The sequence below is a fragment of the Undibacterium sp. Ji42W genome (genome assembly GCF_049340405.1).
Taxonomy (GTDB): Bacteria; Pseudomonadota; Gammaproteobacteria; order Burkholderiales; family Burkholderiaceae_D; genus Undibacterium.
This window is the reverse complement of the sequence record NZ_JBMPOV010000009.1, coordinates 88992-104386: the sequence shown is the minus strand read 5'-3', so window position 1 is coordinate 104386 and position 15395 is coordinate 88992. Positions and strand designations below refer to the sequence as shown.

Annotated in this window: 13 protein-coding genes; 3 read left to right on the top strand and 10 right to left on the bottom strand. The window is 49.2% G+C overall.

The features are described 5' to 3' along the window. Positions 1-91 precede the first annotated feature (91 nt). Positions 92-472, top strand: a complete 381-nt coding sequence (locus ACO0LG_RS19880; protein ID WP_423029291.1) for a DUF2946 family protein — start codon at positions 92-94, stop codon at positions 470-472. Between the two features lie 91 nt (positions 473-563). Continuing rightward, positions 564-2873, top strand: a complete 2310-nt coding sequence (locus ACO0LG_RS19875) for a TonB-dependent receptor (protein ID WP_423029290.1) — start codon at positions 564-566, stop codon at positions 2871-2873. Positions 2874-2926: 53 nt separating this feature from the next. On the opposite strand, the gene ACO0LG_RS19870 is transcribed toward ACO0LG_RS19875, so the two are convergent. The 3 genes from ACO0LG_RS19870 to ACO0LG_RS19860 all read right to left on the bottom strand — a co-directional run bounded on the left by ACO0LG_RS19870 (position 2927) and on the right by ACO0LG_RS19860 (position 4326). After that, complete coding sequence (locus ACO0LG_RS19870) at positions 2927-3286, bottom strand: 5-carboxymethyl-2-hydroxymuconate Delta-isomerase (protein ID WP_423029289.1); 360 nt, start codon at positions 3284-3286, stop codon at positions 2927-2929. Positions 3287-3324: 38 nt separating this feature from the next. Beyond that, complete coding sequence (locus tag ACO0LG_RS19865; RefSeq protein ID WP_423029288.1) at positions 3325-3738, bottom strand: GNAT family N-acetyltransferase; 414 nt, start codon at positions 3736-3738, stop codon at positions 3325-3327. A 165-nt stretch (positions 3739-3903) separates the two neighbouring features. Beyond that, the gene (locus ACO0LG_RS19860) at positions 3904-4326 is read right to left on the bottom strand and encodes a hypothetical protein (protein WP_423029287.1); all 423 of its coding nucleotides are present in this window, start codon (positions 4324-4326) and stop codon (positions 3904-3906) included. A gap of 182 nt (positions 4327-4508) precedes the next feature. Here ACO0LG_RS19860 and ACO0LG_RS19855 point away from each other — a divergent pair, with 182 nt between their 5' ends. Further along, complete coding sequence (locus ACO0LG_RS19855; protein ID WP_232063727.1) at positions 4509-5189, top strand: MarC family protein; 681 nt, start codon at positions 4509-4511, stop codon at positions 5187-5189. A 78-nt stretch (positions 5190-5267) separates the two neighbouring features. Here the strand turns inward: ACO0LG_RS19855 and ACO0LG_RS19850 are convergent, their stop codons facing one another. From ACO0LG_RS19850 to ntrB, 7 genes are all read right to left on the bottom strand, one after another. After that, the gene (locus ACO0LG_RS19850; protein WP_162040187.1) at positions 5268-5573 is read right to left on the bottom strand and encodes a hypothetical protein; all 306 of its coding nucleotides are present in this window, start codon (positions 5571-5573) and stop codon (positions 5268-5270) included. A gap of 101 nt (positions 5574-5674) precedes the next feature. Further along, positions 5675-7216: a SpoVR family protein gene (locus ACO0LG_RS19845; RefSeq protein ID WP_423029286.1), complete on the bottom strand. Its 1542-nt coding sequence runs from the start codon at positions 7214-7216 to the stop codon at positions 5675-5677. 8 nt (positions 7217-7224) lie between these two features. Continuing rightward, complete coding sequence (locus tag ACO0LG_RS19840; RefSeq protein WP_423029285.1) at positions 7225-8496, bottom strand: YeaH/YhbH family protein; 1272 nt, start codon at positions 8494-8496, stop codon at positions 7225-7227. 51 nt (positions 8497-8547) lie between these two features. Continuing rightward, positions 8548-10470 carry a PrkA family serine protein kinase gene (locus tag ACO0LG_RS19835; protein WP_423029284.1) on the bottom strand — a complete coding sequence of 641 codons (1923 nt, stop codon included), beginning with the start codon at positions 10468-10470 and terminating at the stop codon, positions 8548-8550. A gap of 431 nt (positions 10471-10901) precedes the next feature. Next, entirely contained in the window at positions 10902-13202 is a 2301-nt protein-coding gene (locus ACO0LG_RS19830) for a putative bifunctional diguanylate cyclase/phosphodiesterase (protein ID WP_423029283.1), read from the bottom strand. A 471-nt stretch (positions 13203-13673) separates the two neighbouring features. Then, positions 13674-14486 carry an ABC transporter ATP-binding protein gene (locus ACO0LG_RS19825; RefSeq protein ID WP_423029282.1) on the bottom strand — a complete coding sequence of 271 codons (813 nt, stop codon included), beginning with the start codon at positions 14484-14486 and terminating at the stop codon, positions 13674-13676. A 2-nt stretch (positions 14487-14488) separates the two neighbouring features. Next, positions 14489-15388 (bottom strand): nitrate ABC transporter permease, encoded by a 900-nt coding sequence (ntrB, locus tag ACO0LG_RS19820; protein ID WP_423029281.1) that lies wholly within the window; start codon positions 15386-15388, stop codon positions 14489-14491. Positions 15389-15395 lie beyond the last annotated feature (7 nt).

Genomic DNA, 15395 nt, shown 5'->3' with positions numbered 1-15395 from the left:
AATTTGTTTGCTTTGATGTCAGTCTGCTTATTTTTCCTGACATCCAACAGCAGATTTGTAGCGAGACAGAAGGATGGTACAATGCAGCCCCATGTCTGCCCATGATTTTCCCCTGTCGTGTTTTCGCCACCTGGTGCGCGCAGTACTGCTCATGTATGTACTGACGCTGAGTGTCGCCATGGCATCTTCAGTGGTGAAAGCTGGCGAGCAGGGCATGAATCTGATCTGTACCAGCACTGGCTATAAATTCATCAAAGCTGATGGCAGTGGCACCAAAGAAACTGGCAAGAGCATGACGCATTTGCTGGATTGCTCCATGTGCCTGGCCGCCAGTTTGCCCGCCAGCTTCCCGCAAACCACGGTGTTTACTGCACCACACGCTCTTTCCTACGCTACCCGCGCTATACCGGCAGCACACCTTGCTGCGATCGTCGCGGCCCCGCTACCGGCACGCGGGCCGCCATCCATCTAAAAATTGAATTAGTTCAAACCTGCCTTGCTACTCGCAATGGCAAGTTTGCTTTGCGCATTCGTCTGCGCTTTCCAATTTTTAGATGATCTATATGTCTCATTCTTTACGTCCTTTGCGCTTGCATGCATTGGCAGTAGCAATGGCTGCTGCCTTCCCTTTATCTTTGTTGCCAGCGACTGTCCTGGCGACTGAAACAACAGATAATGCCACCCAGGCCGAACGTGTCATCATCAATGGTGACAGACCCTCTTCCCTGCCCAAGGAAATTCCAACCACCATAGAAGGCATCAATGCCAAAACCATGGAGCAAACCATCAATGCCATAGATGCAGAAGATGCCCTGAAATACCTGCCCAGCCTGCTGGTGCGCAAGCGCTATGTCGGTGATTACAATCATGCGGTGCTGGCGACACGGGCATCTGGCACAGGTAACAGCGCACGCTCGATGGTGTATGCCGATGGCATCCTGCTGTCGAATTTGCTGGGCAATGGTGCAAGCTTCACGCCGCGCTGGGGTTTGGTAACGCCAGAAGAAATCGAGCGGGTGGATGTGCTGTACGGCCCCTTCTCTGCCGCCTATGCAGGTAACTCTGCCGGTGCCGTAGTCGATTATGTGACGCGCATGCCCAAGCAGTTTGAAGCCCATGCCAAGCTGGTTGGTTTTAGCGAAAACTTCCAGCAATATGGCACAGACAAGAGCTATAGCGGCAAGCAGCTCAGCGCTAGCCTTGGCAATAAACAGGGGGCATTTTCCTGGTGGTTGAATGTGAACCAGCTTGATAGCGATGGCCACCCTATCGCCTTTGCCAACAAACTGGCTTCAACTGGCGTCAGCAGCAACGCAGGCACGGCAGTAACCGGTGCCATAGCCGACAAAAATCCACAAGGCCTGGACTGGTGGATACTCGGTGCGACAGGTCAATACCACACCACGCAAGACCATGCCAAGATCAAGCTGGCATATGACTTTAGCCCGACCTTGCGCGCCAGCTATACCTTTGGCTACTGGCGCAATAATATGGATAGCGGCGTAGAAAGTTACTTGCGTGATGCTGCTGGCAATGCGGTATATAGCGGCGACATCAACATCGCCGGTAAAAAATATACCTTGGCCCCTACTGATATATCGAACAGCAAAAACCAGCTTGAACATATCACCCATGGCCTGAATCTCAGGAGTAATACCAAAGGCGAGTTTGACTGGGAAGTGGCAGCCAGCCTGTACGACTACAGCAAGGATATCGTCCGTGCGCCGACAGTGGCAATCCCGCAGGCCAACGGCGGTGGTAATGGCCGGATTACCGATGGAGCAGGTACAGGCTGGAACACCCTGGCCCTGAAAGCCATCTGGCGACCGACAGCAGAACACACTGCCGAATTTGGCTACCAGCGCGAGGCTTATCAAATGCGTACCCTGGTGTCGGATACGGATGACTGGATCAATGGCGGCGCACTCAAGCGCTTCTCTGCCTTCCAGGGTAATACCCAATTGCAAAGCCTGTATGCACAAGATGCATGGCGCATCAATCCACAGTGGAAAGCCATTGTTGGTGGCCGCTTTGAGCAATGGCAGGCAGATCGTGGAGCCATCTCATCCGCGACCAGTACCCTGCCCTTTGCTGAACGCAAGGAAAATTATTTCTCACCCAAGGCAGCCATCGCCTTCAAAGCCAATGATGACTGGACCCTGAAGGCATCAGCAGGTCGTGCGGTACGCATGCCTACCGTCTCTGAACTTTACCAGGGCAGTATTTCCACCACTGCCATCGTCAACAATGACCCCAACCTGAAACCAGAAAAATCCTGGACTACGGAGTGGACGGCAGAACGGACACTGAATGAAGGCAAGGGTTTCCTGCGTACTACCCTGTTCCATGAGAGAACCAGGGACGCACTTTATTCACAAGTGAACACCCTGGTCACGCCTAATGTCACGAATATCCAGAATGTCGATGAAATCCATACAACAGGACTGGAACTTGCCTATCAGGCCAATGATGTATTCACCCGTGGGCTGGATTTGGTAGCCAGCCTGACTTATGCCAATTCTGAAATAACGCGCAATGACAAATTCCCGGCCAGCATCGGCAAATGGCAGCCGCGTGTGCCCGCCTGGCGCGCCAATTTTGTCATCAGCTACCGCCCTGACGACAAGTTCAGCACCACGCTGGGTTTACGCTATAGCGGCAAGCAATATGGCTCACTCGACAACAGCGACAGCAATGCCTTTACCTATCAGGGCTTTTCCAGTTTTATGGTCGCTGATGTGCGGGTGCGTTATCAACTGGCAAGGCAATGGGTTGCCTCAGTTGGCATAGATAATTTGAACAATAAAAAATACTGGGCTTTTCACCCCTACACACAACGCAGTGTAGTCGGTGAATTGAAGTTTGATTTTTAAACTGGACTAAACCAAAGGCGCTGTGGCTTTATGCTGTGGCTATGATGGCCTTATCAATTAGCCAGATGCGCCTTTGCATACGTTTCCTTGTCAATTTCCAGCACCTCAACACAAAGCTGCACATCCAGCCCCTGCGGCCAGGTTTGTGCAGCCTGGATGACGGCCAGCACACGCTCTGATAGTTCACGTTTGACTTCGGTGCTGCGCCCTTTCAATATCACCAGTTTGGCATGCAAAAAAGCGCGCGCAGCAGGCGCGGTGCCAATGACCACTTCATCAAAGCAGATTGCCCGGCTCTTGATATCGATCTCCTTGAAATGAGCTGTCTCTGCTAATGAAGTATTGATTTGCAACAGTAATTCCCTGGCTTGCAAGGGCAGATTACTGGAATATTCTACGGTCAGATGAGGCATGTTTTCTTTCTGATGATTTGAGAAAATGCGGCTGAATTTTATAATGTGACCTGCATCAGCAGATAAGAATTCCTGACACCGGTCTGCACAAAACCGCAAGAGCTATACATCCCAGCCGCCGGGTTTTCTGGATGTACCGTGAGAGAAACCTGTTTTATGCCACGCTGGCGCGCCGCATCCAATGCGGCCAGCATCATTAACTTGCCGTAGCCCTTGTGCTGCCAGGAGGGCAGAAGCGCAATGCCAAGCTGCGGTGTATGTTCATTGATATACGCCAGCCCCATCCCGTCTGGCACGAGACGCATCCAGCACGCACCTATGGGAGCACCGTCGCCTTCAATGTTGGCAATGACACCGATATCGCTGCACGCCCCCAGTCTTCTGCATAGAGGCGTACATGGGGCAGTTGCAACGTTTCCAAAGGGCGCAAAGCCGCAGGCGGCGGGTCCCACAGAGCAATGTGCAGAAAATTCCAGAGCAAGTCCTGATGTCCAGGAAGTAAGGGGGAAAAGCTGATGCTCATAAGTGCCAAGCCTGAGTGTGGATTGCTTACGGAGCGCTATTTTAAGCAAATACCCAGATTCTTGCATTTAAGTCGATGCCATGCCTGCCAAATTTTATGAACGAGATACGGCAAGACCGGCAGAGGCGCTGGCTTTCTTCAATTCTTCTTCAGCGTTACAACCACCTACCTGCTCAGTGTCGAAGATGCGCGGTTCCCATTTACTTTCCATCAGGGATATTTTCTTGGCTGTGAGGTAGTAGCGGGTGCATGGCTGCACTTCGAGTGCCAGTGTCTTCTGGGTCGGCAGACGTGAGCTGGAATGGCGAAGCTCCAATGTGACGAGATGCTTGCCGGGAGTCACAGAAACCGGCCCCTGGAAATAATAAGTCTGGTCAACCGCAACGATACGGACTGGGTATTCATGGTCAATCAAAGGGCGGTCAGGCTTGCCACTCAGGTAAGAAAGGGGAGCCGTCTCGCAAGCTGCTAACACGCCCAAGGCTGCCAATGCAGCAAATTTATACAATGCATTCATATATTTCCGGTCGCAGATTTACTGCAAATTTGCTGTACATTACCACATGCATATATTGTAAATCATGCCAATACAGTCATCTATCTGCAAAAAGTATCAATTTGTACTTCAAAGTCTGACCGCACAGTCGCGGTAGCCGAATTTCTGATGCATAATCACTAGCCCATATTTAAGGAGTGTACATGAGCATCACGATGATCATTTTTTTCAAGGCCTTGATCGTAGTACCGATCACCTTGCTGCCCATCCTGAACCCCATTGCCATTGCACCTATCTTTTTGTCCATGACAGGACCGATAGAACCACCGCTGGCTAACCGGCTGGCAAAACGCATTGCCCTGAATTGTTTTTTCCTTCTCATGGGAGCCATCTTCATAGGCTCTTACGTATTGGATTTTTTTGGCATCTCCCTCCCCATCGTCAGGGTCGCCGGTGGCATCGTGGTTGCCATGGCGGGCTGGAAATTATTGAACGACCAGGGCCAGGATAATTTGCGCAACTCTGTCGCCGCATCCCATGGCGGCAGCTGGACCCGTGAAGAACTGCGCCGCCGCAGTTTTTATCCTTTCAGCTTCCCTCTGACCGTGGGGCCAGGCACCATTGCCGCCTCAGTCACGCTGGGCACGCAGATGCCGCACAAGCCAGTAGATTGGATCATTACCGGCATCGCCTCCTTGATAGGGGTATTGCTGACCAGTCTGGTTATTTACCTGTGTTATCGCTTTGCCCGCAATATGGAGAGAATACTCGGCGATGTCGGCGCTATCGTCTTGCTACGCCTGTCTGCCTTTATTTTGCTCTGCATAGGCATAGAAATTGGTTGGGCAGGTATTTCTGATTTGCTGGGGGATTTGAAACACTAGGCAACAAATACGCACATGGCAGGTATAAACCTGGTCATGTGCTACTGATTCCCCCTCTGAACAGAGGGAGGAACGTACTTACTCTGCGTTGGATACCGGCTCATTAAGCATCAGGGCATGCTCTACTATCTCGGTTTCGTCACCAATACGGCTATTCCAGGCCCGTACAAAATAATTCTTTTCTGCCTGTGTCGGCGCATCGTACCAGATCACCATGAGCGTGCCTTTGTGATCATGTATCTTGGCCAGCTTGGTAATACACACGGTATTGCCATCAATATCTGCCAGCCCCATCGCATAACCATATACACGGCTGAGGCGTTCTATACGGTCTGGTTCGGTTTCGCTATTGGTGGCAGAAATTTTTGGGTGGTCCAGATACATGGCGCGTCTCCGTCTTCTGATAATCGTTTTTCATTCTAACTGATAGACAGCACTGTCGCTACCGGGATTTAAGCTCATCCTCTCCTGCCAGCCTGAAAAACTCAGGGCCTGTTGCGTTTTTCCCATTTGCATTCCTGCCTTGCCAGGACCTTGGACTCAGGATCAACCGTTTCCAGATACACATCAAAACCCCAAAGCCTGGCCACATGCTTGAGCATTTCGCCTGTTTGCGGGTTCAGCGGGCGGCGCAGGTATTGGGTATGGCGCAGGGTCAAGGCCCTGTCCCCCTGCATATCAACTGACCAGACCTGGATATTGGGTTCGCGGTTGCCGAGATTGTATTGTCCTGCCAGTTGCTCGCGTAGATAACGGTAGCCATGCTCATCATGAATGGCAGAAATCAGCAATTTATCCTTACTATCATCATCAAGGATGGAAAAGAAATGAAAATCACGCATCAGCTTGGGTGACAGATACTGGGCAATAAAGCTTTCATCCTTAAAATTGCGCATGGCAAACTGCAATGTCTTTTGCCAGTCAGAACCGGCAAAATCAGGGAACCATTCACGATCTTCCGGCGTCGGGTCTTCACAGATGCGACGGATATCGCGCATCATGGCAAAGCCCAGAGCATATGGGTTAATGCCGTTAAAATAGCGGCTGCCTACTGGTGGCTGATAGACGACATTGGTATGGCTCTGCAAAAACTCCATCATGAAGCCATCGCCAACAACGCCTTCTTCATACAGTTGTTGCAGTATGGTGTAATGCCAGAAGGTAGCCCAACCCTCGTTCATGACCTGGGTCTGGCGCTGTGGATAAAAATATTGCGACACCTTGCGTATGATGCGTACGATCTCACGTTGCCAGGGTTCCAGCAGCGGAGAATATTTCTCGATGAAATACAAGAGATTTTCTTGCGGCTCTACCGGGAAACGCTGCTTGACCATACTCTCAGGTGCTTCATTGCGCCGTGGAATGGTGCGCCACAAGTCATTGACCTGGGACTGCATGTATTTCTCGCGCTCTTCCTGACGCTCCCGTTCTTCAGCAAGAGAAATGCGGGCAGGGCGTTTATAACGATCTACGCCATAATTCTGCAAGGCATGGCAAGAGTCGATAATGAGTTCCACCGCTTCCATACCATAACGCTGCTCGCAGTCGGCAATGTAATTCTTGGCGAACAACATGTAATCAATGATAGCCTCGGCATCAGTCCAGGTACGGAACAGGTAATTCCCCTTAAAGAAGGAATTATGCCCGTAAGCAGCATGCGCAATGACCAGTGCCTGCATGGTCAGGCTATTCTCTTCCATGAGGTAGGAAATGCAGGGATTGGAATTGATGACTATCTCATACGCCAGCCCCATTTGCCCGCGCTTGTAACTTTTTTCCGTTGATAAGAAATGCTTGCCGAAAGACCAGTGGTTATAGGATACCGGCATGCCGACTGAGGCATAGGCATCCATCATCTGTTCAGCGGTAATGATTTCCAGCTGATTTGGGTAGGTATCAAGCCCAAATTGCCCGGCTACGCGGCGTATTTCTTCGTGCGCCTGCTCTATCAGTTCGAAAGTCCATTCTGATTGTTCGGGCAAGGCGCGGGCATGTTTTTTCCTGGGGCTGACATGGTCGTTTTCCATGGATTACCTCATTTCGGCTGCTTCTTGAACAGTTCCCGAAAAACCGGATAAATATCGGCCGGCGTTTCTATTTTTTGCATCGCAAAGTGTGCACTTTGCTCGGCGACTTTTTCATATTCCAGCCACAGGTTTTGCGGCTGACCATCGGTAATTTCTACATAGGCATAATATTGCACGAGAGGCATGATGCTATTGAGGAGCAACTGCTTGCAGGTGGCAGAATCATTGTCCCAATTGTCGCCATCCGAAGCCTGGGCCACATACACATTCCAGTCCGATGCGGCATAACGTTCACGCACAATTTGCGAGAGCAGATTCAGTGCTGAAGAAACGATGGTGCCACCCGATTCACGCGAATGAAAAAAAGCGTCTTCATCCACTTCCAGCGCCGTTGTGTGATGGCGTATGAAAACGACTTCTATTTTTTCATAGGCGCGTGTCAGGAACAGGTATAGCAAGATGAAGAAGCGTTTTGCCGTATCTTTTTTTTGCTCATCCATGGAACCCGATACATCCAGCAGACAAAACATCACGCACTGGCTGGCGGGCTTGGGTACCTTGACGCGGTTGCTGTAACGCAGATCAAATGGATCAAGAAAAGGGATGGCCAGCAAACGGGTGCGCAGATGATGTATTTCCTGCTTGAGTGCGACGAAGTGTGGATCCTTCGGATCTACACCGACTTCAAGCAAGACTGTCATCTCTGTTTCTGCATCTTTGAGCCTGCGGGCAGACTTGCCACCCACCGCTATCCGCCTGCCCATGGCACCGCGCAACGAGCGCAGCACATGCAGGCTGGATGCCGTGCCAGAAGTTTTATAACCTGCACGCTGGCTCTTGAAATCGGTCGTCGAAGTGAGCTGGGTCTTGACCATATTGGGCAATTCCAGATCTTCGAAAAAGTAATTCATGAATTCTTCGCGCGACAATTGAAAAACAAAATCATCTTCGCTGGGGTCTTCACTATTGCCGCCCTGCCCTTTGCCGGAACCACCACTACCGCCTTTAGGTCTGGCTACCTGGTCACCGCGCTGATATTGCTCATTACCAGGCTGCACACCTTCCCATACACCGCCATGGGCGTGGCCAAAACTTGGCTCACTGACATCCTTGACGGGAATGGAAATACGCTCGCCACTTTCTATATCAGTGATAGAGCGACCTTTGACTGCTCTGGCAACAGCATCTTTAATCTGCCCTTTATAGCGACGCAAAAAGCGCTCGCGATTCGGGGCAGATTTATTTTTACCCTGGACACGCCGGTCAATCAGATGAACCAAAATGCTCTCCCGTTTGCCCTGAAATTTCCCTGCTCTTCAGTCGCATTTCAATTATGAAGATTTCCTGACACGCAAATACCATTCGCATAAAAGGCGTACCTGTTTGGCGGTGTAGCCTTTGGCGACCATGCGTTCAACAAATTCCTGGTGCTTGTTCGAATCGTCGGCACTGGCTTTAGCATTGAAGGAAATGACAGGCAATAATTCTTCGGTATTCGAGAACATTTTTTTCTCGATGACAGTGCGCAGTTTTTCATAACTGGTCCAGGCTGGATTTTTACCGGCATTCTGCGCCCTCGCCCTCAGCACGAAATTGACGATTTCGTTGCGGAAGTCTTTAGGGTTGGAAATACCTGCCGGTTTTTCTATTTTCTCCAATTCATTGTTCAGGGCATCGCGGTCAAAACTCTCACCGGTATCTGGATCACGGAATTCCTGATCCTGTATCCAGAAATCGGCAAAGGTTACATAACGGTCAAAGATGTTCTGGCCATATTCGGAATAGCTTTCAAGATAGGCAGTTTGGATTTCCTTGCCGATAAATTCGGCATAACGCTGTGCCAGATATTCCTTGATGAAGGACACATACTTTTGCTCAATCTCTGGCGCAAATTGTTCGCGTTCTATCTGCTGCTCCAGCACATATAGCAAATGCACAGGGTTGGCCGCCACTTCGGTATTATCAAAGTTAAACACCTTGGATAAAATCTTGAAGGCGAAGCGAGTTGACAGACCATTCATGCCTTCATCAACACCAGCATAATCAGCATATTCCTGACGAGACTTGGCCTTGGGATCAGTATCCTTGAGGTTCTCGCCATCATAGACCTGCATCTTGCTGAAGATGCTGGAATTTTCTGGTTCCTTCAGACGTGACAACACGGCAAATTGCGCCATCATTTTCAAGGTACCGGGCGCACACGGTGCGGCTGCCAGTGAGGAAGTACGGACCAGTTTGTCGTAGATTTTTATTTCATCATTAACGCGCAGGCAATACGGTACTTTGACGATATAAATCCGGTCGAGGAAAGCTTCATTGTTCTTGTTGTTTTTGAAGGTTTTCCATTCTGACTCATTTGAGTGCGCCAGTATGATGCCTTCAAAAGGTATCGCGCCAAAGCCTTCTGTACCTTTGAAATTGCCTTCCTGAGTGGCAGTCAATAAGGGATGCAAGACCTTGATCGGTGCCTTGAACATTTCCACGAATTCCATCAGGCCCTGATTCGCCAGGCAAAGGCCACCTGAATAGCTGTATGCATCAGGATCATCTTGCGCATATTCTTCGAGCTTGCGGATATCGACCTTGCCCACGAGGGAAGAAATATCCTGATTATTTTCATCACCAGGCTCAGTTTTGGAAACTGCAATCTGCTTCAATACCGAGGGATAGCGTTTGACCACGCGGAACTGGTTGATATCACCATTGAACTCATGCAAGCGTTTGACCGCCCATGGGCTGGGTATATTCTTTAGGTAGCGACGCGGGATACCGAAATCTTCTTGGAGCAAAATCCCGTCTTCATCTTCGTTAAACAAACCGAGAGGCGATTCATTGACGGGTGAACCCTTGATGCAGTAGAAGGGTATCTTCTCCATCAGCGATTTCAGTCTCTCGGCGATGGATGATTTACCGCCACCGACAGGGCCTAGCAGATACAGGATTTGCTTGCGCTCTTCCAGACCTTGCGCAGCATGGCGGAAGTAGGAAACGACTTGTTCTATGACTTCTTCCATGCCGTAAAATTCTCGGAAGGCAGGATAGATCTTGATGACTTTATTTGAGAAGATGCGTGAGAGCCGCGAGTCATGCCGGGTGTCAACCAGCTCAGGCTCACCGATGGCAGCCAGCATACGCTCTGAAGCGCTGGCATAGACCAGCCTGTCCTTCTTACAAAGATCCAGGTATTCCTGCATGGAATACTCTTCTTCACGAGTACGCTCATATCGCGCGGTGTAGTTGTCAAAGATATTCATCCCGACCTCCATGGATAAGCAGAAAACTTGCAAATACCGAACCGGTCTGGTGGCAATTCAGATCAAACTGCTCACATCAAATTAATTGCCAGCCAGCACACTACAACTTTAGTGTAGTTGAAATTACCAAAACGTGCAGACGAAATTGTTACTCTGTGCAAAATGTTGGAAATAAGCAAAACGAACTCAGTGACGCTTAATTTGCTAAACGAATTAAGTAAAACGAATTAGGTTAAACGACTTAAGTTAAACCAGCGCTTGAACATGATCACACACAAAGCATCAATCTACACTATCCAACGCAATTTCGTGGATGGCGTTGACAGCGAATGTTAATTTATGTGATGAACAATTCCGCAGATGCACAAATTTTTATGCGCATTTGATCGCAAATCATTGATGCATATGCGGGAAATATGACATGAAGAATGTCAGGCAAGTTTGAATTGATAAGATGGCGCAGCTTCTTTGGCTGGCATTTCAGTGAGCAGCAATTCCAGCGCCGAGACTTCGAGTGGCCTGTAATAATAATATCCCTGGAAGTAATCGCAACCTATCTCTTTGAGGAATCGTTCCTGCTCTTCGTTTTCGACACCCTCGGCAACCGTGTGACAAGACAGGATATTGGCCAGCGAGATAATCGCCTTGATGATCATTTCGCTTTTCTTGTTATTGCCTATCTGGGCAACGAAGGAGCGATCAATTTTCACGCTCTGCGCTGGAAAATGACTGAGCTTGGACAGCGATGAGTAGCCAGTACCAAAATCATCAATCGCGATAGTGAAACCGCGTGCCTTGAGTTCATCAAGATGATGTATGGTCAGTGCTTCATTCGCGATAAGGCCAGTTTCAGTAATTTCAAATTCGATATAAGAAGGCGCAATATCATAACGGTTGCAACAATTGTCTATCAGTTGCAGCAAGTCATTGCGGGCGATATCTGTCGCTGACAAATTCAGCGCAATCACGGGGCAATCAGCAAAGCGGTTGAGCCAGTCCCTGACCTGGCAACACACCTGGTTCATGACATAGTTGCTGATCAGGCGTATCAGGCCAGCACGCTCGGCAATCGGAATAAATTCTGCTGGTGCAACATTGCCAAGACTAGGTGATTCCCAACGCAGCAAGGCTTCCAGGCCCGCGATCTTGCCATTCTTATCGACCTTGGGTTGATATACCAGGCGGAATTCATCTTGCTTGAGACCATTGACGATACCGACTTCGATCTCGACGCTGCGGCGTATTTGCAGGGCATCTTCTTCATCAAACAAAGTGACACTCTGGTCACTGGAACGGCGGGCAGTATCCAGCGCCACTTCGCTACGGCGTATCAGGTCATCTGGATCAATATCTTCTGGCCTCACCAGGGCGATACCGGCCGAGAACTGTATCAGTAAATTCTCGCCATTGATTTCCAGCTCTTTGGGTAAATTATTCCTGACTTTTTCTACCAGCTTGATGATTTCACCTGGGGTACGCGAATTCTCGACGACAAATGAAAACACAATACTGCGCAGGCGCGCGCAAAAACAATTCTTGGGCAAGGCACGCGACAATTCTTCGGCAAAACGACGCAACAGGATATCGCCAGTATGGGCACCAAACTGCTGGTTGGCATGACGTATGCTGTTTAGCCGGAAAGACACCAGAGCAGTAACTTTGGCTTCATCATTACTCGCAAACACAGCTTGCAGATGGCTGCGCAACATATCGCGATTGGGTAAATTGGTCAATGCATCATGACGGCTCAGGTAGTCTTCGCGTTGCAGGCTGAGTTGCAGCGCATGATGCATGGAATGCAGGCCAGAAACATCGCGCAAGGCGACAATGTAGTGATCGGTAGAGGTCTGAGAAATATTTTCCAGTGCAACCAGTTTGCCATCACGCGTGCGGTAGGCCGACATGCGCATGTTTTCTGATTCTTCGGCATTCGGGCTTTTAAGGCGCACACTGTTATCCAGTGACAACCAACCAAACAAGGCACGGTCACTGTCATCATCTGCGTCACGTCCGAGCAAATTATTGGCAAGCTGATTCGCCTGCAGGATTTGCCCACTGGCGTCAGTCAACAACAAGGCTGTGCCAGCGTTCTGGAACACTTCTTCATATTGCGCATGGCTGACTTCCAGCGCGGCACTGGCCTGACGATAGCGTAATGCCGATACATCAAGTTCATGCAAAACCCTGAACACAGCCAGTGGTACACAGGTATTAAAGAATAGAAACAGTAATGACTGGATGTAGGTATTGCTGGCTGGCAGGGTGACATCAAACCCAGGCACATTGAACAGCGGCCGGTTCAGTAGCAGCAAAAGAAAAGGCAATATATTGAATGCCATGAGACCTATGGCGAGCCGGGTACCGAAGAACAGTCTGGCAATAATGGGGGTGGTATAGATGAAGATATAGCCAAACTTGGCTATTTCGAACTGATCGATGAGACAAACAATGGCGAATGCAGACGCATATACCGTGCCTATGAGTATAGCGGCACCGGCGCGTAGATGACGGGATGAGTAGTACAGCCCCAATGCCAGCACCGCATAGAAAAAGCCAACCACCCACAGCACCTGATAAGCACCAATTGCGATTGCATCCAGGGAACTGTGAATCGCAACCGCCGCCTCCAGCACAAAGCCAGACATCAAAATGATACGTAGTGCACTTAATTTCCATGCAGCGTGCTCGGCAGGTGTTAATACACTTTCATTAAGAAAAAGCCAGCGAAACATGTCATGCAATCAATATAAGAAGCCAGAACCTGTTGCGCATTCATGGAAAAATACCTGGATTCTTGCAGCAGAACAATTATTTGCCCCAAAGTATTCCTGACCACATTCACATCAACAAATCCCTATGAATCTGTAAAAAAATGTTTCCAAAAGAATTAGGCATTCTCTCATAGATTTAATTGATTTCTGCACATATTGTCACAATTAGTCGCATTAAAAATGAAAACTATTTTTCATTTTGCGAATTGAACAGATATTTAAATTTCATATTGCAACTCTTTTGAACAGAAAACATATCAAACATTGCATTTAGATAATTTATTGTATGAACAGTAAATAATATGCCGAGCCTCCATTTCATTGTCAGAAACAATAAAATGGGGCGATGGCAAACTTTTCACATACTGGCGACTTTGAAATAGCCTAGAGCCGCCTAGTCGATTGAGAACCGGGCAAAGGCCTCGCTCAAGATCATGCAGCATCATGCACAGGATGTGATTGGCGGTGATATAAAAACTCCAGCACTTGAGTACGGTATGCGGCATATTGCGGATTTTGCGCGAGTGCCACGCGGTCACGGGGTCTCTCCAGATTCACTTGTAAAATTTCGCCTATGGTCGCAGCTGGTCCATTGGTCAACATGACAATACGGTCAGACAACAATACCGCCTCGTCCACATCGTGAGTGACCATGACCACGGTGGAGTGTGTCTTGGCGACGATCTTTAGTAATTCATCCTGCAGATGTGCACGCGTCAGTGCGTCAAGGGCACCGAAGGGTTCATCCATGAGCAAGACTTTTGGTTCTATCGCCAGGGCACGGGCGATTCCCACACGCTGCTTCATGCCACCAGAAATTTCATTTGGGCGTTTTTTCTCGGCATGCGTCAATCCCACCAGCGACAAGGCTTGCATGGTGCGTTTTTGCAGCTTCGTGCCATTCTCGGTCGCGCCAAACACACGTTCCACTGCCAGAAAGACATTTTCATAGCACGTCAGCCAGGGCAATAAAGAATGATTCTGGAACACCACACCACGTTCTGGTGATGGGCCAGAAATTTCTCTGTGTGCACATAACAAAGTGCCAGAACTGGCATTGGTCAAACCAGCAATCAGATTCAATAAGGTCGATTTGCCACAACCAGAATGGCCAATCAAAGTGACGAATTCACCTTTTTTGACATTGAGATTAATATCACGCAGAGCATGGAAACTACCTTTTTTGGTATTAAAGACCATCTCTACCTGATTGATCTCTATATATTTGTTATCGATTTCATTCATGATCATGTCCCCACATCTTCGTAAGTAAAGGCGCGTGCTATTGCCACCAGAATTTGTTCAAGTAGCAGGCCTACCATGCCAATGACGACGATGGCAATGATGATGTGTGGTACGTTCAGATTATTCCATTCATCCCAAACCCAGAAACCTATTCCTACCCCGCCGGTCAGCATTTCTGCCGCGACTATCACTAGCCAGGCCGTGCCTATCGCCAGCCGGACACCGGTCAGCATATATGGCAAGACAGAGGGCAAGAGAATGCGGGTAATGATTTTCCATTCCGACAAATTAAGCACGCGGGCGACATTCATATAATCTTGCGGCACACGCTGTACACCGATCGCGGTATTGATGATCATGGGCCAGATGGAACAGATAAAAATGGACCAGATCGCCGCCGGATGGGCAGACTTGAACACCAGCAAACCGATAGGCAACCAGGCTAGCGGAGAGACTGGTTTCAACAGGCTGATGATGGGATTGAACATGCCGGACAAAAACTTGAAACGTCCTATCAAAAACCCCAACGGTATGCCTACTGCCGCTGCCAGGCCAAAGCCCACCGCCACACGTTTTAACGAGGCATAAATATTCCAGCCTATGCCCTGGTCATTTGGCCCTTTTTGATAAAAGGGGTCAGAAAATACCTTGATGGCTTCCTGCAAAGTCACCCATGGTGAAGGGAAGGTCGTGTTCTTGATTGCGATGATTTCCCAGATCAAAATCAGCATGCCTATGCCAAATAAAGGCGGCAACACACTCAGAAAAGAAGGCCGGAACGAGCGAGGTTTTTTTTCTGTTTTGGGTTTGATTTCCTTTGCCACTTTCACTTCCGTCATTGTTGTTGCAGCGCTGGCTGTATCATCTGTCGCGGGCATGGCACTTTGCACCAAGGTATTCATGACTACT